The following is a 25,076-nucleotide window of genomic DNA, read 5'->3' as shown; positions in this document are numbered from 1 at the left end:
GGACCGGTGGAACAGGCGTTTTCAACCGCGGTATTACAAACGAGGACGTACAACCCCGTGGTGACCGCGGACGGGCAGCGGTGGCGGGACTTCGAGCTCGACCCGCGTTCCTCGGTCGTCGTGGCGCCGCCCAGGGAGCCGGAGCGGGTCGCGTGGCGGCCGATCAGGCTGGACCGGTGCAGGCCGTACGGCGCGGTGGGCGGGCTGGTGATGCCGGACCCGCAGATCCAGGAGGACCTGCTGTGCTCGGTGCCGGTGACCGAAGAGGGGACGCCCACGCGCTTCCCCGACCCCCGGGGAGAGTGGATCAAGGCGATCAACGGGGCCGGTGCGGCGGACGACCCGTTCCGGGCGACCAACTCCCTGGACTGCGCCCTGTCGGTGCTGTCCACCTGGTACGGGACGCCGGTCGTCGCCGCGCCGAGACGGCCGGAGTACGACCGGGCCGGCAGACCCCTGCTGACCGGGGAGGAAGGCGGGGCGGCCCGCGCGGAACGGTGGCTCGGACAGCGCTTCCAGTACCTCGGACAGGGAAGACAGGCCTACGGCCCGATCGGGCCGGCGCTGCTGGCCGGTGGCCACGGATCCGCCGCGATCATCGTCAACCGCTGGCCCGGGGGCGGCAGCCACGCCTGGAACGTGGTGAACGCCTCCGGAGAGGTGCTCTGGCTCGACGCACAGCTCGGGAGGCTCGCGGACGAGCCGCTCTACAAGTTCGTGACCGGGGTGTTCTGCGTGATCCTCGACGCGGAGGGACGCGGGCTGTGAACCTCGAACAGGCCAGGGCGGTCGCGGAGGAGTACTTCAACGGCGTCAGAGGCCTCGACGCCGCCGTGGAGATCCGGATCTACGACTTCGCCGAGGGATACGTCGCCTGGGCCAAGGAGCCCGAACCCGAGGACCCCGGCGTGCTGCCCGACACCGTCGGTGGCGGATGCCTCGTGATCGACAAGGCCACCGGGGAGATCACGATCAGGCCCCTCCTCAACCCGGAGACCATCGCCGACCAGTACCCCGGATGAGCCGGGCGAAAGGGCCGGGGCACCCCGTGGGGCGCCCCGGCACCGGTCAGCCCGCGGCCAGGGCGTCCACGACCGAGGCCCGGGCGGCCTTACGGGCGGGCAGCACGGCGGCGAGCACGCCCGCCAGACCGGACAGCACCACGAACGCCAGGACCTGCGGCACGGGAACGGTGAACACGACGCCGGTCGTCGCGGTCCGTGCGGCGGCCCAGCCGAACACGACACCGAGCACCACCCCGACCAGCGCCCCGATGAGCCCCAGGATCAGGGCCTCGACCGAGAGCATCGCCCGCAGCTGGGACCGGGTCAGGCCCAGCGCCCGCAGCAGCGCCGACTCCCTGGTCCGCTCGTGGACCGAAAGGGACAGCGTGTTGGCGATCCCCAGCAGCGAGATCAGCACCGCCAGCCCGAGCAGCCCCGTGATGATCATCACGCTCATGTCGAGCGCCTCGTCGAACCCGCTCCTGACCTCCGTGGAGCTGGCCACCTTCGCCGTCGGGTACGGCTGCGCCGCCGCCTCGACCACCTTGCGCGTCACGTCGGGGGCGACCCCCTCCTTGGCGTTGACCAGGATCCGGCTGTCGTCGACCACGCCGAAGTAACGGTCGAAGTCGGCCGAGGGAACCGTCAGCTCCGCCAGGCCCGTCTGATCGGCGTCGAAGACCCCGACGACCGTGAGCTCGACCCGGCCCGCCTTCTTCGTGCGCAGCGGAAGCCGGTCGCCGACCGCGACCTTGAGGTTCTTGGCCACGTAGCCCGCCACCGCCACGGTCCCCGGCTTGAGCGCGCCGACCGACCCCGAGGTGAAGGCCGGGGCGAAGTCCCGGGTGGCGGCGAACGTTCCCGCCCGGTAGGTGGAGTCCTCGGCGCCGGCCTTGGCGTCGGTCTGGCGGATCGCGACGACCGAGGTCAGCTCCGGCCTGGTCCGCAGGTTCTCCGCCAGGTCACGCGGCAGACGCGACTCGCGGTCCTGGGCCTGGACCATGTAGTCGACGGGGAACTGCTCGTCGAGCTTCTGGGAGTAGGTCAGCCGCAGCGTGCCGGTGAGCACCGAGATGAGCGTCATCAGCGTCACGCCGACGGTCAGCGCCACCGTCGTGGTCGCGGAACGTCGCGGGTTGCGCCCCGAGTTGTCCAGCGCGAGCCTGCCCGGCACCCCGAAGAGCCTGCCCGGCAGCCAGCCCACGAAGGCGCCCAGCGGCCTGACGATCACCGGTCCGAGGACCAGCACCGCGAAGAACACCAGCGCGCCGCCCGCCATCACGGTGAACAGCGCCGCCTGGCCGGGATCCATCGTCACCCCGACCACGGTGACCGCGACCCCGGCGACCAGGAACAACGCCGCCACGATCACCCGCACGACCCCCGCCCTGAAGGTGTGCTCCTCCACCTGGGCGCGCAGCGCGGCGATCGGCGCGACCCGCGTCGCCGAACGCGCGGGCAGCAGGGCCGCCCCGACCGTGACGACCATGCCGACCGCCACGGCCAGCGCCACGGTGAACGGCGTCAGGGTCGCGGTCGCCTCGGGCAGCGGGGCACCGGAGGTACGCAGCACCACCATCGCCCCCGCGCCCATGCCGTACCCGAGCAGCAGGCCGAGCAGCGACGACATCAGGCCGACCACCGCCGACTCCAGCAGGACGGAGCCGAACACCTGCCCGCGCGTCGCGCCGATGCAGCGCAGCAACGCCATCTCCCGGGTCCGCTGGGCGACGAGGATGTTGAAGGTGTTGTAGATGACCAGCGCCGCGACGAACATCGCCACCAGGCCGAACAGCAACAGACCCATCGTGAGGAACTGGCTGTCGGCGCCGTTGGCCTTGACCATGTCGTCGGCGTACCGCTTGCCGGTCTTCACCTCGTAGCCGGCCCCGAGGACCTTGACGACCGCGGCGCGCGCGTCCTCCTGGGAGACCCCCTCGGCCGCCGCGACGTCGATCTCCCGGTAGCCCTTCTCACCGGTCATCGCCCTGGCCGTCTCGGTGACGAAGCCGACCGCGCCGGTGTAGGCCAGCTCCTGGTCGAGGCCGACGTCGAACAGCCCGACCAGCGTGAACTCGTGACTGACGTTCTTGGAGTCGAGCACCGCGACGGTTTCGCCGACCTTGAACCCCCGCGTCTTGGCGGTGTTCTTGTCGAGCACGGCCTGCGTCGCGGTGCTCGGCGCCGAACCGCTGACGATGGAGGTACGGCTCAGCGGCCCCTGGACGATGGAGACCCCCGAGGTCGGGTAGTCACCGGCGGCCTTGCCGTCCTTGCCGATCAGCGCGGAGGTGCCCCGTACGAGACCCTGGGCCTCGGCGACACCGCCGACGGCGCGGACCTTCTCCAGCACGGCCTGGGAAAGGTCCGCCTTGTCGGGGGCGGGAAGCACGGCGACGTCGATCTTGTCGGCCGCCGCGCCGAACTTCTGGGTGAAACCGGCCTGCATGGTGTCGGTGAGCACGAACGTGCCCGCGATGAAGCCGACCCCGAGCGCGATGGCCAGCGAGGTGAGCAGCAGCCGCAGCTTGCGTGCCCTGAGCCCGGCGAAGGTCGTCCTGAGCACCTTCAGGCCTCCAGCTTCATCAGCGTGTCCAGCACGCTCTGCGGGGTCGGCTGGAACAGCTCACTGACCAGCAGGCCGTCCCGCAGGAAGATCACCCGGTCGGCGTAGGACGCCGCGACCGGGTCGTGGGTGACCATCACGATCGTCTGGTTCAGCTCACGCACCGACGTGCGCAGGAACGACAGCACCTCGGCGCCGCTGCGCGAGTCCAGGTTGCCGGTCGGCTCGTCGGCGAAGATGACCTGTGGCTTGCTGATCAGGGCGCGGGCGACCGCCACCCGCTGCTGCTGGCCGCCGGACAGCTCGCTGGGCCTGTGCCCGAGCCGCTCCCGCAGGCCGACAGTCTCCACGACCCGGTCGAACAGGACCTGGTCCGCCTGCCTTCCGGCGATCTCCAGCGGAAGCCTGATGTTCTGCTCGGCGGTCAGCGTCGGCAGCAGGTTGAACGCCTGGAAGATGAACCCGATCCGCTCGCGGCGCAGCAGCGTCAGCCGTTTGTCGTCGAGACCCGTCAGCTCGACCTCGCCGATGTGCACCTGCCCGTGGGTGACGGTGTCCAGACCGGCCAGGCAGTGCATCAGCGTCGACTTGCCGGACCCGGAGGGCCCCATGATCGCGGTGAAGGCGCCCGTCGCGAAGGAGACGTCCACTCCCCGGAGGGCCTCCACGGCCGCGTCTCCCTGGCCGTAGACCTTGGTCAGGCCCCTGGCCACCACGGCCGCCGCCGTGTCCCTGCGCGCGTGCCCCGCGCCGACCTCTCCGGTGATGGTCACGTCTCTGTCTCCTTGCCAAAAGCGTGTCTTGCGAACTGGAAGAACGCTATTGGCGCAGGACAGGGCCGTTCATCGGCCTGCGGGACAGAGTCGGTCTCCGCCGAAGGAGGCTTGTTCCCGGGCGGCTACGACCCGTGACGTAGTCCCCGTATCGGCCATTCGGACGAGCCGGGGGCCTGGCTCGCGGGGCCGGCCCGTGAAAGACCTTGCCGGGAAGGGCTCACGAATCCGTCGAATGCGGCGTCACAAGCCCGGACTCGTAGGCGTAGACCACCACCTGGGCCCGGTCCCGCAACCCCAGTTTCGCCAGCACCCTGCCCAGATGCGTCTTGACCGTGGCCTCCGCCAGGTCGAGCCGCTCGGCGATCTCCCCGTTGGACAGGCCACGGGCGACCAGCACCAGCACCTCCCGCTCCCGCGCCGTCAGACCGCCGAACACCGTCGGCTCCGCCGTACCCGGAGAGGGGAGATGCACGGCGAAGCGCTCCAGCAGCCGCCTGGTCGTGCTCGGCGCGACGACCGCGTCCCCGCTGTGCACCGAATGGATGGCGCTGACCAGGTCGGAAGGCGGCACGTCCTTCAGCAGGAACCCGGAGGCCCCCGCCTTCAACGCCGCGAACGCGTAGTCGTCCAGATCGAACGTCGTCAGGATCAGCACCCGCGGCCCGTCCTCGGCGGCGCGGATCAGACGGGTCGCCTCGACGCCGTCCATCACCGGCATCCGCACGTCCATCAGCACCACGTCGACACCGCCGCCTCCGGCCACCTCGACCGCCGCCGCCCCGTCACCCACCTCGGCGACGACCTCGATGTCCGGCTGGGCGTTCAGCACCATGCGGAACCCGGCCCTCAGAAGCGCCTGGTCGTCCACCAGCATCACGCGAATCACCGGCCACCCACCTTCCCACCGGGAAACCGCTCCCCGGCACCCTTCCGTCCGGCCCCCCTCACGCGGCCCTGCTCCTGCCCATCTCGCCGATCGGCAACCGCGCCGTCACCCGGAACCCGCCACCGGGGCGCGGACCCGCCTCGACGCTCCCGCCGAACATCGCCGCCCGCTCCCGCATGCCGACCAGGCCGTGCCCGTCCACACTTCGCGGCGCCGCCGCGCCCCGCCCGTCGTCGGTCACCCGGACCAGCAGCTCACGCGGACCGTACTCCATCTCGACCACCGCGCTGCTGCCGGGGCCGCCGTGCTTGAGCGTGTTGGTCAGGGCCTCCTGGACGATCCGGTAGACCGTCAGCTGCTCCCCCTCGGGCAGACCCTGGGCCGGGCCGGTGACCCGCAACTCGACAGGCACCCCCGAGGCGCACACCTGGGCCACCAGGTCGTCCAGCTGCGACAGGCTCGGCTGCGGAGCGTACTCCTCGGCCCTGCCCTGCCCGGCGGAACCCTTCTCGGCGGAACCCGCCCCGGACACGCCGTCGGTGCGCAGCACGCCGACCATCCTGCGCATCTCGGCCAGCGCCTGCCTGCCCGTGTACGAGATGGCCCGCATGGCCTCCCTGGCCTGCTCGGGATCGTTGTCGATCGCGTACCCCGCGCCGTCCGCCTGAACGATGATCACACTCACGTTGTGCGCGACCACGTCGTGCAGCTCACGGGCGATCCTGGTCCGCTCGGCCGCGGCGGCCAGCCGTACCTGCTGGTCACGCTCATGTTCGGCCCGTACGGCCCGCTCCTCAAGGCTCAGCAGATAACGGCGGCGGGTGTTGGCGTAGATGCCCGCGATCCAGATCGCCACCACGAACACGGAGAGGCTGGCCCAGCTCACGAAATCCGGATATGTCACGAGCCGCCCGAAGGAAAGGGCCAGCCCCAGCTCCGCCACCAGGCCCGCGGCGACCGCCCAGCGCAACAGGCGCCGCGCGGCCACGGCGTACATGGCGATCAGCACGGACACGTTGAACGCCAGCGGATCGACCCCGGCGAGCCACTGCAGGAAACTCCCCAGCGAGACGGTCGCGAAGACCCCGAGAGGATGCCGCCGCAGCCACAACAGCGGAACCGAGACCATCAGCCCGAAGACCAGGATCGCCCACGGCCCCGTCACGACCCCCGGCCACGGCACACTCCTCGCCCCCGAACCCGTCAGGCTCGCGACGAACCACCCGTTCGCCACCGAGATCGCGGCGAAAGGCACCAGCCAGAGAGCATCCACGGCACCGGGATGCCGACGGCTCCAGTCGAGTAATCTGCCGAACACGTCACCACGATACGTATACGCAGATCAATGCCCTTCCCCCTCAGGGCGGAACCGCGCCTACGACCCAGGTCGCACCTCCAAAGCCCTTACACCCCTCTTACGCCCCTTCGGGCACCATGGTTTTCGGGAGCACCCTCCGGGGTGAGTAAAGGGAGAGATTGTTTGTGATGGCGGATCACAACAATGCCGGGCCGCGCGATGAAGAGGACGCATCGCGCGGCCCGTCGTCATTCCCGGCCCCTCACTGACGGAACCCTCTCAACCTTTTCCCACCGGCCCGGTATCTGAGAAAGAAGAGGGCGGGCCGGGAGGGGAAACGTGGAAACAGGCGCGGAAAGCGCGGAGGAACACTTCCGCGACTTCGTCACCTCACGCTGGCAGGCCATGCTCCGCACCGCCTACCTGCTGACCGGAGACCACGGCAGAGCCGAGGACCTGCTCCAGACCGCGCTGGTCAGGACCCACAGACGCTGGAACAGGATCGACGACCCCGAGCTCTACACCCGCCGGGTGCTCGCCAACCTCAACATCTCCTGGTGGCGGCGAAGACGGATCACCGAACACCTCACCGGCACCGTCCCGGAGACAGCCGTCCAGGACCCGCACACCGGCTACGAAACCCGCGACGCGCTCTGGACGGCGATGCTGACCCTTCCCCCCAGAATGCGCGCCGTACTCGTCCTGCGTTATTTCGAGGACCTGCCGGAGGCCGAGGTCGCCAGAACACTCGGCTGCTCCCTCGGCACGGTCAAAAGCCAGGCCTCACGCGGCCTGGAACGGCTCAGAGGCCACCCCGGGATCACCGGCGATCCCGAACCGCAGACGGCCACGCCCCCGAGGGAGACAACGACCCCATGAACACACCACCGGGACAACGAGCGCTGGAACAGGCGCTGCGCAGCAGCCTCACCCGCCAGGCAGGGACCGTCGCCGAACACCCCGACCCCTACGGCGCGACCCTGCGGCGCATCCACCGCGCCCGGCGCCGCCGCAGGAACACCGCCGCGGGCGCGCTCGCGCTGACCACCGCGCTGACCACCGTGCTCACCCTCGTCCTCGTACGGCCCGCCACACCACACGACCCCGGAGACCGGGTGACCACCGCCCTGACGACACGGCGAACAGGACCGGACTGGCCCGCCAGAGGAGAACTCGCCGGCGACCCCACCCTTCTGACAGCCCTCAGAACCCGCCTCGGCGACCCCGGCGCCCGCGTCCTCTACGCCGGGGACAGGGCAGGACACCGCGTCATCGTGGCGGTCTCCCCGAGGAACCCCGCCATGGGCGGCACGGTCATCCTGTACGGCACGGCGGGAACCCCCGTGGAGGCTCTGAGAGCCGACCCGCAACCCCCGAACATGACAGGCAGGGACGGCATCGCCTGGATCTCCGCAGACCCCGACCACACCCTCATCGTGCTCGGACCCCCGCGGACGACCGCGGTGAAGATCTCCCCCTCCGTCACCTACCGCTCCGACGGCACCCCGACACGCCGCACCCGCACCCGCACCCTCCGGACGGACGACGGCCTGATCCTGACCCCCGTCCCCGACGCCGCTCCCGGCCACGTCGCCATCAAGATCCGGCTGGGAGAACGCTTCGGAGAACCCGTGTCACTCGGCTGGCCCACATCCCAGCACGAGGACCCCGCCTTCCGCCCAAACCTGACCAGGGCAGCCGCGGCCGCCGAAGGCCACGTCGACCGGGAACAGGCTCAGGGACTGCTGTGGGGACTCGGCGCCCTGGCCACCCCGCCCTGGCGGCTGACCTACCGCTATCTGTGGGGCGGCCCCCTCGGCGCCGGCCGGGACGCCCTCATCGCCACCGTCTCCGGCCCCGAGACCCCCACCTTCCTCGCCGTCCAGACGACCTACACCGCCCCTGACGGAAGCACGACGACAGACCGCCTCGGCCGCCCGGCGGGAGACCTCTCCCAGCCGGTCGGCTGGACCACGGACCTCGGCGGCTCCCCGGCCGCCGCCGTCCGCGTCCCCAACGGGGCAGGGGTCCGCGTCGAACTCAGAGAAGGGAACAGGACGATCGCCACCGTCTCCGCCGACGCCACAGGACTGGCCCTCTTCTCACCCCCCGGCCTGTCCAGGGAACGGCTGCGCGCGTGCGGCTACCGTGTCCTGGGGGCCGGAGGGAAGATCCTCCACCGGGGAGGACTCGACATCGGCGATCTCCACACGGCCGTTCTGGGAGGGAACGACTGGTGAGGGGAGGCCGTCGGCGGAGACGCGGAGCAGGCGGAGGGCCTCGCGGAGGGCGGCGGATCGGGAGGGGGCCCTGCCCTGGGTGACGTAGGCTTCGACGAAGGCGGCGTCCTGAGGGGCCAGGATGACGCTGACGGTCACCGGGATGAACGCCTGCGTTTCGTTTTCCGTTTTATTGTGGGGCCGATGGGATTCGAACCCATACTGCGCGCCACCTAAAGACGCTGCCTCCTGCCGTTGGGCTACGGCCCCTTTGTTTTTTCCCGCGAAGTTCTCTGTCTGAGAGTGGCAGTTCGGGCAGAGGAATCGCAAGTTGTTTATTCTGTTGTCGAGCCAGTCGCCGTTGAGATGGTCGACGTGCAACGTGAGGGGCTCGCCCTCCCAGGTGCCCCCGATCTTACAGGCACCGCACCGGTAGGGCACCCCGGCTTCCTGGAGCGCGCGGCGGAGCATCGGGGGCTTGGTCCTGAGGGAGCCGGGCGGACGGACCAGGAGGACCTCCTCGGGAGGCAGGCGTCTGGGGGAACGCCGTCCGCGGTGATGCGCTCGGCCGCGGAAGTGTGAGGTATCGATGCCGAGGCGTTTCAGTTGGCGGCTGATGTGCGCGTGGTTTCCGCCCGCGATCGTGATGCCGAGGCGGCGCAGGACGTCGGTGACGCTGAGAGAGGCGGCCGCGGCCTCGGCCAGCATTTCGGGGGTGTATTTGTACTTCGCCGGCATGCCCCGAGGTTACGGAAGGAGACCGACAATTCCTGGGGCATGCGCCAATCACATTAAATGGCGAAAAAAGGGGATCAGTCCACGCCGAGTTCGCGGCGGAGGCGGGCCACGTGACCGGTCGCCTTCACGTTGTAGAGGGCCTTCTCGATCTTCCCGTCCGCGTCGATGACGAAGGTCGAGCGCAGCACGCCCACGGTGGTCCTGCCGTACATCGTCTTCTCGCCGTAGGCGCCGTAGGCCTGGTGGACCTCCAGGCCGGGGTCGGACAGTAGAGGGAAGGTCAGGGCGTCGTGCTCGACGAACTTGGCGAGCTTGGCCGGGGTGTCCTTGGACACACCGAGTACGGCGAAGCCCGCGGCGGCCAGGGATTCGAGGCTGTCGCGGAAGTCGCAGGCCTGCTTGGTGCACCCGGGGGTCATCGCGGCGGGGTAGAAGTAGAGGATCACACGTTTGCCGCGGTAGGCGTCGAGGGAGACGGTGCCGCCGTCGGCGGCGGGGAGCGCGAAGTCCGGGGCGGCGTCGCCGGGCTCTAGTTTCATGGGTTTCCTCCGTGGACTCGTTCCCGGGTCAACTTACCGGCCTGCCCGAAGTGCCGCGGGCGGACCGGACCTGACAGACTGATCAATGTCAAGGGTGACGAGAGGAGATCCGATGGCGGACACCGATCCCGCGGAGCTTGAGCGGAGAATCGAGCGGACCCGTGCGGAGTTGGCCAAGACGGTTGACGCCATCGCCGACCGGGTGAGCCCGAAGAACGTCGCGCGCAGGACCGTCGCCAAGGCCGAGACGAGCGCGAGGCAGTTCCTGGTCTCGGTCGGAGACAGGATGGGGGACGTGGTCGGGGTCACGCCGCGTCCGGTCAAGCCGGGGGACGAGCCGCAGGGCCTGTGGGCCGAGGAGGAGCCGAGCCTGGCGCCGGTGCTGATCGGCGTGGGCGCCGTGCTGGCGGTCACCGCGGTGGTCATGCTGTGGCGGCGCCGTCGCCGTTGAGGCGGGCGGGCCGGGTCAGAGGAAGGTGCGGCCCTCGCCGCGGTAGGTGGGGACGGTCTCGACGACCTCCTCGCCCTCGATCAGGTGCAGGGCGGTGAAGCGTTCGCACAGTTCGCCGGCCTTGGCGTGCCGGAACCAGACGCGGTCACCGGTTCTCAGGTCGTGTGTGGCGGGGCCGAGGAGCGGGGTCTGGACCTCGCCGGCGCCCTCACCGGGGGCGTAGCGCAGGCCGTGGGGCAGGTAGGGGTGGGGGAGGCGGTCCCGTCCCGGGGGGCCTGAGGCGTGGTAGCCGCCGCCCAGGACGGTGACGACGCCGGGGGCGGGGCGGCGGACGACGGGCAGGGCGAACATGGCGGCGGGGCGCCCGGTGAAGCCGCGGTAGAAGTCGAACAGGCGAGGGTGGAAGAAGCCGGATCCCGCGGCGACCTCGGTGACGGCCTTCTCCCTGGCGGTCAGGTCGATGCTGCCCGTGCCTCCGCCGTTGACGAACTCCAGGTCGGCCACCTGGGCGACGGCCTGGACGACGCGGCCTCTGCGGACGAGGAGTTCGCGGCGGGAGCGGGCCTGCATGAGGCGGACGGCCCGGGTGAGGGCGGGGTTGCCCGGCTGGTCGTCGCCGACTCCGGCGATCTGGGCCTCGTAGGCCATCACGCCGACCAGGCGGAAGCCGGGGCGTTTGGCGATGGTGGCCGCCAGGTCGGCCGCCTGGTCGGGCCTGCGTACCGGGGAGCGGTGCGCTCCGGCCCTGAATCTGCCGCGGAAGGCCACGAACCCCGCATCGATGTCGAGACATATGCGGATCTCGTGGCGATGGGGGAGGCCGCCGATCGCGGCGTCCACGAGGTTCAGGTGATCGGCGCTGTCAACCATCAGCGTGATCTCCCGCGCCGCCACGGGGTCGGCGGCCAACTCGGCCAGCGCGGTCCTGTCGGCGGTGGGGTAGGCGACGAGCACGTCCCGCAGGCCGGTCGAGACCAGCCAGAGGGCCTCCGGCAGGGTGAAGGCCATGATTCCGGCGAAGCCGTCCATGGCGAGGATCCGTTCGAGCAGGGGCCTGGAGCGGATGGACTTGCTGGCGACCCTGATCGGTTTGCCGCCCGCCCGCCGGGCCATGGCGGAGGCGTTCGAGCGCAGGGCTTCCAGGTCCAGCACGGCGAACGGAGGATCCAGGTGCGCTGTCGCCCGGTCGTAGCGCTGACGGTCGTCCATGCCCGCAGAATAGCCGTAAAACGACTAATATGAGCAGTGTTCATGTTGAGATGCCGGCGGTAAATTCTCCGGCCAGGGTGACTCCGGGATCGTGAAAGTCGCCGCTTCACCCCCGCGTGACGACTCCGGGACGCGTAGACCTGTCCAGGTGATGAGCACTCTCCAGGACATCATGGCGGGGACGGGCGGAACCACGGCGGGGGAGCACCTGCACGCCGTCCGGCGCAGATCGGTACGGCTGCTGCGGCCCGAGCGCAATCCGGCGGGCCTGGTGGCCGCCGTACTGGTCTCGGCGGCGCTCTCGGCCGCGGCCTGTGTGACGGCGGGGCTGACGATGGGCTCCCCGATGGGGCGGGTGCCGTACCGCAGGGTCGCCGAGGGGATCGGGGCGGCCAGGTGGTCCGACCCCGCGGTCTTCGCCGTGGCGCTGGCGGTGACGGCGGCCGGGATCGTGCTGTTCGCCCTGGCCGTGCTGCCGGGCAAGACCCGGTTGGTGCCGCTGGAGTCCGCGGACTCCCGGATGGTGATCGGCCTGACCAGGGCGGGGCTTCGCCGTACGCTGCGGGCGGCGGCGGAGTCGGTCGACGGGGTCGGGCGGGCCCGGGTACGGCTCGGCTCGCGTGACATCGAGGTCACCGTGTTCACCGACGCCGACCGGACGGGCCACCTGCTGCGTCAGGTGGGCATCGTCGTGGGTGACCGGCTGACGGCCCTGGGCGCGATGTGCGCGCGAGAGATCGTCGTACGGCTGTGCAGGAGGGGAGCCTGATGCGGGCCTACCTGGACAACAGGATCGGCTTGGCCCTCACGGGGGTGACGCTGACCGGGGCGGGGATGTACGCCTGCCTGCGGGGGCAGGGAAAGCTCTCCTCCCAGCCACGCGACGACCGGATCATGAGCCGGGGGCTGCCCTCCTACCTGGAGCAGCACGCGTGGCTGGGATGGCTGGTGGCGTTGCTACTGGTGGTGCTGGCGCTGCTGTCGATCAGGTGGCTGCTGCGCGCCCTGGGCTGGGGACGGGTGGGGCGCCGCAGCGCCACCGGTACGGCCATGCTGGGGGTCGCGGTTAAAGAAATCGAAGGGCTCGTCCGAGTTGGCGTCAGGCACGCGAAGGACGATCGTCTGCGCGTCGCGATCACCTGCGGGCCGGCCACCGACGTCGGCAGGCTCGTCGCGCGGCTGAACAAGGACGCGGTCTCCAAGGTCCGCAGGACGATAGGGGACGAGAACCTCGGCGCCTGGGTCAGGCTGCACGTCCGGGGCCGCTGACCCCGCCGGTCCCGGTGCCGCCGGTTCCGGGGCGGCGGGGGCGGCGGGGGCGGCGGGGGCACGGTCCCGTACGGCGAAGGCGAGTCCAGCGGCCAGGCAGGCGAACGGGACGGCCGGGACCACGTAGCGGTGGTCGAAGGCCGCGATGAAGGGCGGCAGGGCCAGCAGTACGGCCCCCGCCGCCCACGGCAGCAGCACGACCCCGCCGAGCCGCCGCCAGTTGCGCAGCACCCCGGCCAGCCCGACCAGCACGATCACGGCGAGGACCGGGCCGCGCAGGAAGCCGTTCTCCTGGTAGAGGCGCAGCCAGCCCGCGTACGGCTCGACGAGACGGGTCTCGCCGGAGGCGCCCTGGTAGGCGACGGTCAGCTCCTCGGCGGTCCTGCCCTGGGAGGCGGCGCCGGTGGGGAAGGGCCTGGCGACGGCGGGGAAGACGTAGGCGCTCTGCGGGCCGGGGGTCGGGTAGACCCTGCGTTCCCAGTCGAAGACATGGGCCACGTCGGTGAGGCCCGCGGTGAGGAAGTCGAGCGGCTGCGCCCTGATGGCCTGGGCCGCGAAGGCGCCCGCGAGCCTGTCACGCTCGGCCCAGGTTCCCTTGACCTTGTTCAGGGGCGAGGAGGCGTCCCAGATGTAGACGGGCGGGGCCTTGCGCTCGGCGACGGGGACGGTCGGGCACAGCGCGGCCTCGGGACCGGCGGGTTTGATCCTGGCGCAGTCGGCGAAGGTCATGGTGCGCGCCCAGAGGAAGGCGTTTCCCCTGGTCAGGCCGTAGTTGCCGTACTCGGAGGCGAACCAGGCCGCGTAGCCGCCCAGGCCGATCGCGCAGGCCAGCGCGGTGGCCGTGACCGCCCGCCATCCGGACCGTCCGATCACCATGCACACCAGTACCACGAGGGCCAGCGGCAGCCCGATCGTCCTGGTCACGGTCGCCGCCGCGAGCAGGAGCCCGGCGAGCAGCGCCGCCCACGCAGGTGGGCGCCGCCGCCACATCACCAGCGTGACCGCCGCGACCACGAGGAACTCCATCGGCAGGTCCGCCATGACGAGGTGTTCGAGCTGGACCTGGTGGACGTCGAGCAGCACGGGGAGCGTGATCAGCGTCGCCCCCCACCCCGGCAGCCCTCCCCGGCGGCGCAGCAGAAGGTAGACGCACAACGCCGTGGCGAGCCCGAGCAGGTGCTGGATCACCACGACCGCCTGGACGCTGGACAGCGGGCGCAGCGCCCACAACAGCAGGGAGTAGCCGGAGGGGCGGGACTCCATCGGCCGGGGGTCGAGTCCGGCGCCGAGGTAGACGAAGGAGTCGGCCCAGAACCACAGCGTGGGCCGGTAACCGAGCACGGCCAGCGCGCGCACCCCGATCCCGGCGAGCAGGGCCAGCGCGAAGAACCAGTGAGAGCCACGGGAACCACGGGAGCCCGGGGAGCCGCTGTGGTCACGGTGGTCGCCGGGGAGGGCGGACGCGCGGTGGCGGGCCCGGCCTCCCGGACGTGTCTTCTCCGGCTGTGAGACCTTCGTCGGCACGACGTCCTCCCGACTCTCGGTGACAGCGGCACCCAGCATAGGGGCGCTACGGCGAGTGGCCGGGTGAGATGTCAAAGTTCGTGGAGTTTGGCGTGTTTGCCGGGAGGTCGGGTCAGCATTCGATGACGTTCACCGCCAGGCCGCCCCTGCTCGTCTCCTTGTACTTGTCGAGCATGTCGCGGCCGGTGTCACGCATCGTCTTGATCGCCTTGTCCAGGGAGACGAAGTGGCGGCCGTCGCCGCGCAGCGCGATCCTGGCCGCGGTGATGGCCTTGATCGAGGCCACCGCGTTGCGCTCGATGCACGGGATCTGCACCAGGCCGCCGATCGGGTCGCAGGTCAGCCCCAGGTTGTGCTCGATGCCGATCTCGGCGGCGTTCTCCACCTGCTCGGGGGTGCCGCCGAGCGCCTCGGTCAGCCCGGCCGCCGCCATCGAGCAGGCGGAGCCGACCTCGCCCTGGCAGCCGACCTCGGCGCCGGAGATGGAGGCGTTCTCCTTGAACAGCACGCCGATCGCCCCCGCGGTGAGCAGGAAGCGCACCACCCCGTCGTCGTCGGAGTTCGGGACGAACCGGTCGTAGTAGGTGAGCACGGCCGGGACGATGCCCGCCGCGCCGTTCGTCGGTGCCGTGACGACCCGCCCGCCCGCGGCGTTCTCCTCGTTCACCGCGAGGGCGAACAGCGAGACCCAGTCCATCGCGTGCAGCGGGTCCTTCTCCGCGGCCTCGCTCTGCAGCCTCCGGTGGAGCTGGTGGGCTCTGCGCCTGACCTTCAGGCCGCCGGGCAGCACGCCCTCCTTGGCGATGCCGCGCCCGACGCACTCGCTCATGACGCGCCACAGGTTCAGCAGCCGGTCGCGGATCTCCCGCTCGGACAGGCCGAAGGCCTTCTCGTTCTCCAGCATCAGCCCCGAGACGGAAAGACCCGTCTCCGTGCAGTGGCCGAGCAGTTCGGCCGCCGTGGTGAAGGGGTACGGCAGGACGGTGTCGTCCGGTTTGATGCGGTCGGCGCCGGTGGCGTTCTCGTCGACCACGAAGCCGCCGCCGACCGAGTAGTAGACCTTCTCCCGCAGGACGTCGCCGGTCTCCCCGAAGGCGGTGAACCGCATGCCGTTCGGGTGGTGCGGCAGGGAGATCTTGCGTTCGAAGACGAGATGCTCACCGACCACGAACGGGATCTCGCGGGAGCCGTACAACCGGATCGTTCCCGAGGCGCGCATGGCGGCCAGCCGTTCGTCGACGGTGTCGACGTCGACGAGTTCGGGTTTGTCGCCGGTCAGGCCGAGAAGGACGGCCTTGTCGCTGCCGTGGCCCTTGCCGGTCAGGCCGAGTGAGCCGTAGAGGATGACCTCGACCCGGGTGGTCTTGTCGAGCAGGCCGTCGTGGTCGAGCCCTCTGGCGAACCTGTGGGCGGCGGCCATCGGGCCGCCGGTGTGCGAGCTGGACGGGCCGATACCGATCTTGAAGAGGTCGAAGACGCTGATCGCCATTGATCTGCCCTGCCTTTGCGCTGTCCCGCGGTCGTGATCACGCGCGCCGGTGGACGCGCGTGATCACGACGCAAGATTAGATATTTCAGGATTCGCCCGAAGTGAGTGCCGTGTACTCCTCGGGGGACAGCAGGTCCTCCGGGTCACCCTCAAGCCGGACGCGGAACAGCCAGCCGTCGCCATAGGGGTCACTGTTGACCAGCGAGGGGTCGTCGACGACGGCCTCGTTGACCTCGACGACCTCACCGCCGACCGGCGCGAAGATGTCGCTCACCGACTTGGTCGACTCGACCTCGCCGACCGCCTCACCCGCGGTGAGCGAGGAACCGGCCTCGGGCAACTGGACGAAGACCACGTCACCGAGGGCGTTGGCGGCGTAGGCGGTGATGCCGACGGTCAGGGTCAGGCCGTCGTCTATGCCCGAGATCCACTCGTGCTCCTTGGTGTAGTGCAGCTCCTCGGGAATGTCACTCACTTTTTCCTCCTGTAGAAAGGCAGCTCAACGACCTCGACCGGCTCGTGACTGCCCCGGATGTCCACGGCCAGTCCAGCGGACGTTCCGTTGTCCACGTAGGCCATGGCGATCGGCCTGCCCAGGGTCTGGGAAGGCGCTCCGCTGGTCACCTCTCCGACGACGACGCCGTCGCCGGAGACCACCGGATACCCGTGGCGGGGCACCCTGCGGCCGGTCGCGATCAGTCCCACCAGGCGGCGGGCCGGGGGGACGTCCTTGAGCGGCTCAAGGGCGGCCCTGCCGACGAAGTCGCCTGGTTTGTCAAACCTCACCACACGGCCGAGCCCCGCGTCGAACGGGGTGAGATCAGCGGAGAGCTCGTTGCCGTACAGCGGCATCCCCGCCTCAAGACGGAGGGTGTCACGCGCCGAAAGCCCGGCGGGCAGCAGGCCGTACGGCTCGCCCGCCTTGGTGAGCGCGGCCCACAGCGGCTCGGCGTCGTCGGCGGCGACGAACAGCTCGAAGCCGTCCTCGCCGGTGTAGCCGGTGCGGGCGACGAGGGCGGAGAGCCCGGCGACGGTCGCGGGAAGGCCCGCGTAGTACTTCAGGCCGTCGAGGTCGGCGTCGGTGAGCCCGCCCAGGATCTCGCGGGAGCGCGGCCCCTGTACCGCGACCAGCGCGTACTGCTCGGAGCGGTCCTCGACCGCGGCCTCGAAGGCCCCGGCGCGCTCGGTCAGCTCGGCGGCGACCCGGGGGTAGTTGGAGGCGTTGGCGACGACCATGAACTCCTGGTCGGCCAGGCGGTAGACGATCAGGTCGTCGAGCACGCCGCCCTGGGGATCGACGATCATCGTGTAGCGGGCGCGTCCCGGCTCAAGGGCGGAGATGTGACCGACGAGCGCGTAGTCGAGGGCCTCGCCTGCCTGCGGGCCCGTCACGAAGATCTCTCCCATGTGGGAGAGGTCGAACAGGCCGGCCGCCTGGCGGACCGCGTTGTGCTCGGCGGACTCGCTTCCGTAGCGCAGCGGCATCAGCCAGCCCGCGAAGTCGGTCAGCGTCGCGCCGAGGGCCTCGTGAACACCGCGCAGCGGCGTGGGTCGGGACATGTTCGCACCTCAGACAGGGGTCGGATGAGAAGCATCCTCCCCCTCTGTCATGGATGCCTGAGAGCTTCGCCCGATTTTTGCCGGACTTTCACCTTCGGCGAGGCCGTACGGCCTGCTTTCCAGAGGCACCTACCCACGCGGTCCTTTGCCTTGAGAGGTTTGCGGGGAGGGCTTGCTCCTTCAGGGGTCCTGGCCTGGATGTCAGGACGCTCTCCCGCGCGGGCTCGTCGGTGTCCCGGCCAGCCTAACCGTAGGCGAGGGCCGAGCGAAATCCCCGGGTCGGGACAGAGTGTCCGGTTAGGCGTGATCATGACGGCTCTCGCATAACCTGAAGGTGCAGTGGGGGATTTGTTCCAACATCGAATCGTGGAAACAGGACGGCTACCGCTCTTCTGTTTCTTCGTCGCGCTGATCGTCGCCTTCGTCTTCACCCGCATCAACGTCCGGCTCATCCGCGCCAAGATCGGCTGGTTCGGCAACGTCAGCGTCGGCGACATGCACATCCACCATGTGGTGTTCGGCGTGGTGCTGACGATGCTCGGCGGGGTCTCCGGCCTGCTCGTCTCCGGCGTATCCCAGGGGTGGTATGCCCTGACCGCGGCCGTCTTCGGGGTGGGCGCCGCCCTCATCCTGGACGAGTTCGCGCTGATCCTGCACCTGCACGACGTCTACTGGGAGGAGGAGGGCCGCACGTCGGTCGACGCGGTGTTCATCGCGATCGCCGTCACCGGTCTGCTCCTGCTCGGCCTGCGCCCGCTGGGCTGGGAGCGGCCGGACGGCACGCCGCAGGGGACGTGGCTGGCGGTCGGCTTCCTCGTGCTCAATCTCATGCTCGCCGTGGTCACCCTGCTGAAGGGGAAGATCTGGACGGGCATGGTCGGTCTGTTCGTCCCGCTGCTGCTGATCGTCGGGGCGCTGCGGCTGGCCCGGCCCGGCTCCCCCTGGGCCCACTGGTTCTTCGCCCCGGGCTCCCGAAGGCCGAGGCCCTGGAAACTGGCCAGGGCGCAGCGCCGTGAGGAGCGCTGGCGTCGCCCGGCCATCAAGGTCAAGATCGCCTTCCAGGAGTTCGTCTCCGGCCGTCACGACCTGCCCTCCTCCCGCCTGCGGCCACGCCGCTGACCTCGGTGAACCGCCGTGCCGTACTGTCGCGCGCCCGGTGAAACTAATCTCATTAGACAGAAGCTAATGGGATTAGTTACATTCTAGGGACTCTAGGAGAGGGGGGCGCGTATGGCGCGGGCCGGGTTGACGACGGATCGGGTGACGCTCGCCGGTGCCGAACTGGCCGACGAGGTCGGGTTCGACCGGCTGACCATGTCGGCGGTGGCACGACGGCTCGGGGTGAAGGACGCCAGCCTCTACGCGCACGTTCGCGGCCTTGAGGACCTGCGCGGCCGGATCGCCCTGCTGGCGGCCGACGAGAAGAGCGTCCGCATCGCGGAGGCCACCGCGGGGCTGGCGGGCAGGGACGCGCTGGTCGCGTACGCGACCGCCTACCGGGACTACGCCCGCGAACATCCGGGCCGCTACATGGCGACGCAGATCCCCACGGAGATCGACCCCGAGCTCCTGGCCGCGGCGCGCGGGCCGCGGCGCGCGATCGAGCTGACCTACGGCATGTTGCGCGCCTACGCCCTCGGGGAGCCCGACCTGACCGACGCGGTACGGCTGCTGCGCAGCATGCTGCACGGCTTCATCAGCCTTGAGGCGGCGGGCGGGTTCGCGCACTCGCGCCCGGCCGAGGAGTCGTGGTCACGCTGCCTCGACGCCCTGCACACCCTCCTGGAGCGCTGGCCCGCCGAGCACGAACCACACGGTGAAGGAGACAGGACATGACCGAGACGACCACCGGACGCCTGCGTGTGGACGGCGCCGAGCTGTACTACGAGGTGCGGGGGCGCGGGCCGCTCCTGCTGCTGATCCCCGGCGGCACCGGCGGCGCCGCCTCCTTCGAGGAGATCGTCGACGACCTGGCCGCCGACCGCACGGTCGTCACCTACGACCCGCGCGGCCTGTCCAACAGCCCGCTGGACGACCCGGCGGCGCCCCAGCGGGTGGAACAGCACGCCGAGGACGCCCTCGGGCTGATCGACCTGCTCTCCCCCGGGGAGCCCGTCAGCGTGGCGGGCTGCAGCTCGGGGGCGATCGTCGCGATGCACCTGCTCACCGCCCACCCCGGGCGGATCGCACGTGTCGTGGCGCACGAGCCGCCGCTGGCCGAGGTGCTGCCGGACGCCGCCGAGCACCGCGCGATGCTCGCCCGTGTCCGGGAGGCCTTCGACCGGGAGGGGCCGATGGCCGCGGCGACCGTGCTCGCGGCCGGTCTCAGGCGCCCGGGGGAGAGCGCCGGCGCGCGGCCCGCCGCCGAGCTGTCCCCCAGGGCGGCCGCGCGCGTCGAACGGTCGATGGCCGACGCCCCCTACTTCATCGGGCGTGTCATCCCGAGCTTCATGGCCCACGTCCCGGACGTGGACCGGCTGCGGGCCCTGTCGGACCGGCTCGTGCTCGCGGCCGGGGCGGACTCCCACGGCGAACTGCCCTACCGTCCCGCGGCCCTCCTGGCAGAGCGGTTCGGCACGGAGCTGGTCCACTTCCCCGGCGGGCACACGGGGCTCAGCACCCACCCCGCCGAGTTCGGGAAGCTGCTTCGCGAGGTGCTCGACGCCCGGTGACACCGGGGCGCGGCGTCCACCGGCCGAGCGGAAAACAGGGAGAGGACCGTCGGGGCCGTACGGCATGATGCCGCCCATGGATCACACTCGCTATCTCGACCTGATCCGCGCCGACGGTGATCTCCTGCTCGCGGCCGCGGAGCGGGGGCTGGACGCCCGGGTGCCGTCGTGCCCCGGCTGGACCGGCCGTGACCTGCTCCACCACGTCGGAGGGGTCTACGACCACAAGGTCCTGTGCATGCGGCTCGGGCGTGACCCGCAGAAGGCCGAGCGGGCGCCGCTGCCCGGCGACGCCGCGCTCAGGGACTGGTTCCTCTCCCAGCGTGAGACGCTGCTCGACCAGCTCGTCATGCGCGGGCCGGGCGCGCCCTCCCACACCTGGTTCCCGCCGGACCGGACGGTCGGCTTCTGGTACCGCAGGATGGCCCACGAGACGGTCGTCCACCGGATCGACGCCGAGTTGATCGACGGGGGGCCGACCCCGGTCGACCCCGAGCCGGCGGCCGACGGCGTCGACGAGCTGCTCGGTTTCATCACCCACGACTTCGGCGGCAGGCCCGAACGGGAGCAGGGCGTCGGCCGTACGGTCGTGCTGGGCTGCGGGGACCGGGAGTGGGCGCTGACGCTGCGCGCGGACCGCGCGGTGTGGGCGAAGGAGGGGGCGACGCCGGACGCGCGGATCGACGGCGAGCCGGAGGACCTCCTGCTCCACCTGTGGAACCGGCGCGGGGCGGGCGGCAACTCCCTCAGGAGCTCCGGTGACGTGGACGCGCTCGCCGGGCTGTGGGCGCGCCTGCAGGAGGAGACCCAGTAGGCGGTCCGGGGTCGTTCACGCGGCGCCGATGAGGCTCCGCACGGTCAGGCCGAGACCGAGCAGCATGACGGCCACGGCGGTGCCGATCGGCAGGAGCGAGGACAGGCGGCTCGCCACGCCGTTTCCCCCGGCCGCCAGGCGGCCGAGACGCCCGGCGAGTTTGACCAGCAGCAGCCCGGTGAGGGTGAGCGTGCCCGCCATGCCGAGGCCGTACGCCAGGATCAGCGCGATCCCGAACCATGTGCGGCCGAGGCCGATCGCGCCCAGCAGGACGACGAGCGCCGAGGGGCTGGGCACCAGCCCTCCGGCCACGCCCAGGCCGACCAGCCCGCGCCGGGAGCGGGGCGTCGGCTCGCGGGGGAGGTCCTCCTCGGCCCGCCGTTCGAGGACGGCGACCGGCGCGTACCCGTGGGCCGCGCCGCCGGGGACCTCCCGGACGGGGGAACGCCGGGGAACGAGGGGAGTACGGCCGTGGGTGTGGCCGTGACCGTGGGCGGGGGCCTCGCCGGTGCGGTGGGCATGCCAGGCGGAGCGCAGCAGCCCGGCCCCGACCAGGGTGATCAGCAGACCGCTGACCAGGCCGAGCCAGGCGAGCACCGCCTCGCCGGTGAGCGCGGACAGGAAGGTCAGCAGCAGACCGGCCACCAGGACGCCGACTGTGTGGGTCACGGTGACGGTCGCGCCGACGATCAGCGCGTCACGCGGGCGTCCCCGTCTGCCCGCCAGGTAGGCGGCCATGATGGTCTTGCCGTGCCCCGGGATGAGGGCGTGCCCGGCGCCCAGCGCGACGGCCATGAGCACCGAGAGCAGCACGAGCGGCGCGGTCGGCGAGTCGGTGCCGACCAGGCCGGTGAAGGTGTGGTCGAGCCAGGCCGTCACACCGCCGAGCGGACCGCCGGACAGCCCGGACAGGTCGGACGGCTCGGGCGTCGGGGACGGCACGGCCGCCGAGGGACCTGTCTCCGGGGTGACGCTCAGCCGCGCGGTCCGCTGGTCGAGCGGGGCGGCCAGCAGGTCGTCCGGGTAGGACCGCAGCCGTCCGCTGACACTCGTCCCGGGAACGGAGGACCGGCTCAGGCGCAGACCGCCGGAGGCGACCGCGGTGATCTCCCGCCAGCCGGTCCGGTCGGGCAGGTAGTCGTCGCTGAAGTCGACCGTCCCCCGGGCGCGGACGTCGGCGGTCAGGTCGCACGTCAGGCGGCTGGTCCGCAGGCCGCCCTGCCCCCGGGCGTACCGCAGGCCGCTCCCGGCGACACGCCAGGCGACGGGGGAGCCGTTGACGGTCAGCCGCTGTGCCCCGGCGAGCGCGGCGCAGCGGGCGGCGCCGTAGGCCGCCAGTTCGGCGGCGGAGACCCTGCCCGAGCCGTCGGTGTCCATCTCGGTCACGGCCTGGAGGGTGGGCAGCTCGGCGCTGTCGACGACCGCCGTGTTCTCGATCCGGTCCGGGGTGATCCGCAGGCCGTCGTAGTGGTTGACGGTGAGGTCCCCCAGCGGATGCGCGGCGGCGGGCGGGGCGAAGGCGGGGAACATCGCGACCGCCAGGCAGGAGAGGACGAACAGGAGCCCTCCACGACGCCGTTCCCGCGCGCCGTACCGGCCCGCGGGCGGTGGGACCTGTGCCGATGTCATGCAACCTCCCGAGGCTCACGGACGCGGACGGGGCTCCGTCGTGCCGGCGAACGTTCGATCTCGGCGTCGGCGGCCTGCGGTGCCCCGGGGAGTGCCCCGGGGCACCGGTGGCCGCCTGGTCGCCGCTGGAATGCTTCCGGCTCCGGATGGCTTTTTCGCGCGGTGGCACGGCGGAAAGAGCAGAAAATTCATGGATTTTTCCCTTGGGGAGACCGAAGAGGGCATCCCTCCCCGGGTGTCCCGCTTCTCTTGCGTCAACCATGGTTGACATGCCGATCGCGTCAACCTATGTTGACGGAATCGACTTTCGTCTACGAAACCGGCCGTGCCGCTCGAAAGGGGCGTGTGCGCAGTAGATATGAAGCACGTCGGTCGGGGGCCGGTCATGTCATCTCAAAGGAGACGGGAATTGTCAGAGACCGCGTCGTGGCGCCCGCTGTTCGCCTACATCAGGCCACACCGTTCCGCCCTGCTGCTCGGCGGCGCGCTCAGCCTGGTCGGCTCGCTCGCCGGCCTGGCCATGCCCCTGCTCGCCAAGACGGTCATCGACGCCTTCGGCGCGAACCGGTCCCTGGCCGGGCCGGTGCTCGGCCTGACGGTCGCGGTCGTCGTGGGCGCGGTCGTCGGCGCGCTGGGCAGATACGTGCTCGAACGCATGGGGGAGGGAGTGGTCTTCGCCGCCAGGCGGGGCCTGGTCGGACGCATCCTCAGGTTGCGGGTCTCCGAGGTCGACCGTCTCAAACCGGGCGACCTGCTGTCCCGGGTGACCTCGGACACCACACTGCTGCGCGCGGTGTTCACCGAGGGCGTCGTCGAGATGGTCAGCGCGCTGTTCATGCTGGTCGGCGCCATCGTGATGATGGCGGTCATGGACGGGCTGCTGCTGGTGGTCACCCTGGTGGTCCTGGCCGTGGTCGGCTCGCTGGTCGGCCTGGTCATGCCGCGCATCCGGCGCGCCTCCACCCAGGCGCAGGTCGCGGTCGGCGAGATGGGCGCGGTGCTGGACCGGGTGCTGCAGGCCTTCCGCACGGTCAAGGCCAGCGGCGCGGAGGAACGCGAGATCGCCACCGTGGATGCCGCGGCCCGCGAGGCGCGTGACAGGGGGGTCGCCGTCGCCTGGTGGACCTCGATCGCGGGCATCTCCACCTGGGTGGCCGCCCAGCTCGCCTTCGTCGCGGTGCTCGGCGTCGGCGGCGCGCGGGTCGCCTCGGGTGCGCTCGCGGTCTCCTCGCTGGTCGCCTTCCTGCTCTACCTCTTCTACCTGGTCTCCCCGATCGGCCAGCTCGTGCACGGTTTCACCCAGATGCAGAACGGCCTGGCCGCGGTCAGGCGGATCAGGGAGATCGAGGAACTCCCCGCGGAGGAGATCGGGACCCCGGCGGGCGTCTCCGGCACGACTCCCGCCGGGGTGGGCTTCCGGGACGTGGTCTTCCGCTACGGCGAGGACCGGCCGGTCGTGCACGGCGGCGTCTCCTTCGAGATCCCGGCGCGCGGCCTGACCGCCCTGGTCGGCCCGTCGGGGGCGGGCAAGTCCACGGTCTTCGCCCTGCTGGAGCGCTTCTACGAGCAGCAGTCGGGGACGATCACCGTCGACGGCCGTGACGTGCGGGACTGGCCGCTGCCCGAGCTGCGGGCCGTCCTCGGCTACGTCGAGCAGGACGCGCCCGTGCTGGACGGCACGCTGCGGGAGAACCTCGTCTTCGCCGCCCCCGGGGTCGACGAGACCGACGTCCGGCGGGTGCTCGCGCTGACCAGGCTCGACGACCTGGTCGCCCGGCTCCCCGAGGGCCTGGAGACCCAGGTCGGCCATCGCGGGATCATGCTCTCCGGTGGGGAGCGTCAGCGGGTCGCCATCGCCAGGGCCCTGCTGCGCAGGCCCAGGGTGCTCCTGCTCGACGAGGCGACCTCCCAGCTCGACGCGGTCAACGAGATGCGGCTGCGCGAGGTGATCGCCGAGGTGGCGAAGGAGACGACCGTGCTGGTGATCGCCCACCGCCTGTCCACGGTGACCAGCGCCGACCGGATCGTGGTCATGGAGGGCGGGGTCGTACGGGCGGTCGGCACCCACGGGGAGCTGCTCGACGACGACGACCTCTACCGCGAGCTGGCCGCGACCCAGTTCCTGCTGCCGACCTGAGGGAGACGGCCGCCGGAGTCGAACTGATCTCCCGGGTTTCGTACGGCTCCCGCAAATTTACGTGGTGGAGAGGGCGATGGTTCGGGCGCCGGTCTCCTCCGTCGGTTGGCGCCGGAGGAAACCGGGCATCCGCCCTGTGCGAAGCCTCTTCTTCGCTCAGGAGCGCCCCTCGGGACGCTCACCGGGTTCGGCCTCCGGTCCGGTTCGTGCGGGACAGGGCGGGGCACAGGCCGATGTGGCGGTGGTGGAAAGGATGGGGCGTCCCGGCGTGCGGCCTGGGACGCCCCCTTTTTTATG

22 protein-coding genes, 1 tRNA gene and 2 riboswitches are annotated in these 25,076 nt (G+C 71.1%); of the genes, 11 read left to right on the top strand and 12 right to left on the bottom strand.

The features are described from left to right. The first annotated feature begins 60 nt into the window (after positions 1 to 60). Entirely contained in the window at positions 61 to 768 is a 708-nt protein-coding gene (locus tag ABZ463_RS17455) for a toxin glutamine deamidase domain-containing protein (protein WP_362777029.1), read from the top strand. Next, positions 765 to 1,022 carry a hypothetical protein gene (locus tag ABZ463_RS17450; RefSeq protein WP_352009594.1) on the top strand — a complete coding sequence of 86 codons (258 nt, stop codon included), beginning with the start codon at positions 765 to 767 and terminating at the stop codon, positions 1,020 to 1,022. The genes ABZ463_RS17455 and ABZ463_RS17450 overlap by 4 nt, the downstream gene beginning before the upstream one ends. A gap of 46 nt (positions 1,023 to 1,068) precedes the next feature. On the opposite strand, the gene ABZ463_RS17445 is transcribed toward ABZ463_RS17450, so the two are convergent. The 4 genes from ABZ463_RS17445 to ABZ463_RS17430 form a co-directional block, all read right to left on the bottom strand. Then, a complete protein-coding gene (locus ABZ463_RS17445) occupies positions 1,069 to 3,570 on the bottom strand; it encodes an FtsX-like permease family protein (protein ID WP_362777027.1) in 2,502 nt (833 codons plus the stop codon). A gap of 2 nt (positions 3,571 to 3,572) precedes the next feature. Continuing rightward, on the bottom strand, positions 3,573 to 4,343 hold the full coding sequence (locus ABZ463_RS17440; RefSeq protein WP_352009592.1) for an ABC transporter ATP-binding protein: 771 nt from the start codon (positions 4,341 to 4,343) through the stop codon (positions 3,573 to 3,575). A 220-nt stretch (positions 4,344 to 4,563) separates the two neighbouring features. Continuing rightward, a complete protein-coding gene (locus tag ABZ463_RS17435) occupies positions 4,564 to 5,232 on the bottom strand; it encodes a response regulator transcription factor (protein ID WP_352009591.1) in 669 nt (222 codons plus the stop codon). Between the two features lie 58 nt (positions 5,233 to 5,290). Next, on the bottom strand, positions 5,291 to 6,550 hold the full coding sequence (locus ABZ463_RS17430; RefSeq protein ID WP_362777024.1) for a sensor histidine kinase: 1,260 nt from the start codon (positions 6,548 to 6,550) through the stop codon (positions 5,291 to 5,293). 318 nt (positions 6,551 to 6,868) lie between these two features. On the opposite strand from ABZ463_RS17430, the gene ABZ463_RS17425 reads away from it, so the two are divergent. Then, positions 6,869 to 7,408 (top strand): SigE family RNA polymerase sigma factor, encoded by a 540-nt coding sequence (locus ABZ463_RS17425; protein ID WP_362777022.1) that lies wholly within the window; start codon positions 6,869 to 6,871, stop codon positions 7,406 to 7,408. Beyond that, on the top strand, positions 7,405 to 8,769 hold the full coding sequence (locus tag ABZ463_RS17420) for a hypothetical protein (RefSeq protein ID WP_362777020.1): 1,365 nt from the start codon (positions 7,405 to 7,407) through the stop codon (positions 8,767 to 8,769). Before ABZ463_RS17425 ends, ABZ463_RS17420 begins: the two co-directional genes overlap by 4 nt. A gap of 175 nt (positions 8,770 to 8,944) precedes the next feature. Here the strand turns inward: ABZ463_RS17420 and ABZ463_RS17415 are convergent. Beyond that, positions 8,945 to 9,018: transfer RNA gene (locus ABZ463_RS17415), tRNA-Leu, on the bottom strand. A 542-nt stretch (positions 9,019 to 9,560) separates the two neighbouring features. After that, a complete protein-coding gene (gene bcp / locus ABZ463_RS17410) occupies positions 9,561 to 10,025 on the bottom strand; it encodes a thioredoxin-dependent thiol peroxidase (RefSeq protein ID WP_352009588.1) in 465 nt (154 codons plus the stop codon). 112 nt (positions 10,026 to 10,137) lie between these two features. Between bcp and ABZ463_RS17405 the strand changes: the two genes are divergently transcribed. Further along, a complete protein-coding gene (locus tag ABZ463_RS17405) occupies positions 10,138 to 10,476 on the top strand; it encodes a DUF3618 domain-containing protein (protein WP_362777015.1) in 339 nt (112 codons plus the stop codon). Positions 10,477 to 10,491: 15 nt separating this feature from the next. Here the strand turns inward: ABZ463_RS17405 and ABZ463_RS17400 are convergent, their stop codons facing one another. After that, positions 10,492 to 11,685, bottom strand: a complete 1,194-nt coding sequence (locus ABZ463_RS17400; protein ID WP_362777012.1) for an amino acid deaminase/aldolase — start codon at positions 11,683 to 11,685, stop codon at positions 10,492 to 10,494. Between the two features lie 151 nt (positions 11,686 to 11,836). Between ABZ463_RS17400 and ABZ463_RS17395 the strand changes: the two genes are divergently transcribed. Next, positions 11,837 to 12,454, top strand: a complete 618-nt coding sequence (locus ABZ463_RS17395) for a DUF6286 domain-containing protein (RefSeq protein WP_352009585.1) — start codon at positions 11,837 to 11,839, stop codon at positions 12,452 to 12,454. Between the two features lie 188 nt (positions 12,455 to 12,642). On the opposite strand, the gene ABZ463_RS17390 is transcribed toward ABZ463_RS17395, so the two are convergent. The 4 genes from ABZ463_RS17390 to gcvT all read right to left on the bottom strand — a co-directional run bounded on the left by ABZ463_RS17390 (position 12,643) and on the right by gcvT (position 17,527). Further along, positions 12,643 to 14,478, bottom strand: coding sequence for a hypothetical protein (locus tag ABZ463_RS17390; protein ID WP_362777010.1), 1,836 nt, complete (start codon positions 14,476 to 14,478; stop codon positions 12,643 to 12,645). Between the two features lie 112 nt (positions 14,479 to 14,590). After that, positions 14,591 to 15,967, bottom strand: a complete 1,377-nt coding sequence (locus ABZ463_RS17385) for an L-serine ammonia-lyase (RefSeq protein WP_352009583.1) — start codon at positions 15,965 to 15,967, stop codon at positions 14,591 to 14,593. Positions 15,968 to 16,052: 85 nt separating this feature from the next. Next, entirely contained in the window at positions 16,053 to 16,442 is a 390-nt protein-coding gene (gene gcvH, locus ABZ463_RS17380) for a glycine cleavage system protein GcvH (protein ID WP_352009582.1), read from the bottom strand. Beyond that, positions 16,439 to 17,527: a glycine cleavage system aminomethyltransferase GcvT gene (gene gcvT, locus ABZ463_RS17375; protein ID WP_352009581.1), complete on the bottom strand. Its 1,089-nt coding sequence runs from the start codon at positions 17,525 to 17,527 to the stop codon at positions 16,439 to 16,441. The genes gcvH and gcvT overlap by 4 nt, the downstream gene beginning before the upstream one ends. 41 nt (positions 17,528 to 17,568) lie before the next feature. Continuing rightward, positions 17,569 to 17,653, bottom strand: a riboswitch (glycine riboswitch). Positions 17,654 to 17,655: 2 nt separating this feature from the next. Then, a riboswitch (glycine riboswitch) is annotated at positions 17,656 to 17,754 on the bottom strand. Positions 17,755 to 17,893: 139 nt separating this feature from the next. On the opposite strand from gcvT, the gene ABZ463_RS17370 reads away from it, so the two are divergent. The 4 genes from ABZ463_RS17370 to ABZ463_RS17355 all read left to right on the top strand — a co-directional run bounded on the left by ABZ463_RS17370 (position 17,894) and on the right by ABZ463_RS17355 (position 21,013). Beyond that, positions 17,894 to 18,646: a hypothetical protein gene (locus tag ABZ463_RS17370; RefSeq protein WP_352009580.1), complete on the top strand. Its 753-nt coding sequence runs from the start codon at positions 17,894 to 17,896 to the stop codon at positions 18,644 to 18,646. Between the two features lie 111 nt (positions 18,647 to 18,757). Next, positions 18,758 to 19,363, top strand: coding sequence for a TetR/AcrR family transcriptional regulator (locus ABZ463_RS17365; RefSeq protein WP_362777005.1), 606 nt, complete (start codon positions 18,758 to 18,760; stop codon positions 19,361 to 19,363). Next, positions 19,360 to 20,199: an alpha/beta hydrolase gene (locus tag ABZ463_RS17360; protein ID WP_362777002.1), complete on the top strand. Its 840-nt coding sequence runs from the start codon at positions 19,360 to 19,362 to the stop codon at positions 20,197 to 20,199. The genes ABZ463_RS17365 and ABZ463_RS17360 overlap by 4 nt, the downstream gene beginning before the upstream one ends. Before the next feature lie 76 nt (positions 20,200 to 20,275). Beyond that, positions 20,276 to 21,013 (top strand): maleylpyruvate isomerase family mycothiol-dependent enzyme, encoded by a 738-nt coding sequence (locus ABZ463_RS17355; RefSeq protein ID WP_352009577.1) that lies wholly within the window; start codon positions 20,276 to 20,278, stop codon positions 21,011 to 21,013. Positions 21,014 to 21,028: 15 nt separating this feature from the next. On the opposite strand, the gene ABZ463_RS17350 is transcribed toward ABZ463_RS17355, so the two are convergent. Beyond that, positions 21,029 to 22,642: a High-affinity nickel-transporter gene (locus ABZ463_RS17350; protein ID WP_362776999.1), complete on the bottom strand. Its 1,614-nt coding sequence runs from the start codon at positions 22,640 to 22,642 to the stop codon at positions 21,029 to 21,031. Positions 22,643 to 23,051: 409 nt separating this feature from the next. On the opposite strand from ABZ463_RS17350, the gene ABZ463_RS17345 reads away from it, so the two are divergent. Further along, a complete protein-coding gene (locus tag ABZ463_RS17345) occupies positions 23,052 to 24,779 on the top strand; it encodes an ABC transporter ATP-binding protein (RefSeq protein ID WP_352009575.1) in 1,728 nt (575 codons plus the stop codon). Positions 24,780 to 25,076 lie beyond the last annotated feature (297 nt).

This window comes from Streptosporangium sp. NPDC020145 (assembly GCF_040631275.1).
GTDB lineage: Bacteria > Actinomycetota > Actinomycetes > Streptosporangiales > Streptosporangiaceae > Streptosporangium.
This window is presented reverse-complemented; position numbering and strand designations above follow the sequence as displayed.

Excerpts from the sequence above, each read along its gene's own strand:
- ABZ463_RS17355 (WP_352009577.1), top strand. The coding sequence starts at position 20,276 with ATGGATCACACTCGCTATCTCGACCTGATCCGCGCCGACGGTGATCTC.
- ABZ463_RS17365 (WP_362777005.1), top strand. The coding sequence starts at position 18,758 with ATGGCGCGGGCCGGGTTGACGACGGATCGGGTGACGCTCGCCGGTGCC.
- ABZ463_RS17350 (WP_362776999.1), bottom strand. The coding sequence starts at position 22,642 with ATGACATCGGCACAGGTCCCACCGCCCGCGGGCCGGTACGGCGCGCGG.
- ABZ463_RS17405 (WP_362777015.1), top strand. The coding sequence starts at position 10,138 with ATGGCGGACACCGATCCCGCGGAGCTTGAGCGGAGAATCGAGCGGACC.
- bcp (WP_352009588.1), bottom strand. The coding sequence starts at position 10,025 with ATGAAACTAGAGCCCGGCGACGCCGCCCCGGACTTCGCGCTCCCCGCC.
- ABZ463_RS17420 (WP_362777020.1), top strand. The coding sequence starts at position 7,405 with ATGAACACACCACCGGGACAACGAGCGCTGGAACAGGCGCTGCGCAGC.
- ABZ463_RS17400 (WP_362777012.1), bottom strand. The coding sequence starts at position 11,685 with ATGGACGACCGTCAGCGCTACGACCGGGCGACAGCGCACCTGGATCCT.
- ABZ463_RS17360 (WP_362777002.1), top strand. The coding sequence starts at position 19,360 with ATGACCGAGACGACCACCGGACGCCTGCGTGTGGACGGCGCCGAGCTG.
- ABZ463_RS17395 (WP_352009585.1), top strand. The coding sequence starts at position 11,837 with ATGAGCACTCTCCAGGACATCATGGCGGGGACGGGCGGAACCACGGCG.
- ABZ463_RS17385 (WP_352009583.1), bottom strand. The coding sequence starts at position 15,967 with ATGGCGATCAGCGTCTTCGACCTCTTCAAGATCGGTATCGGCCCGTCC.
- gcvT (WP_352009581.1), bottom strand. The coding sequence starts at position 17,527 with ATGTCCCGACCCACGCCGCTGCGCGGTGTTCACGAGGCCCTCGGCGCG.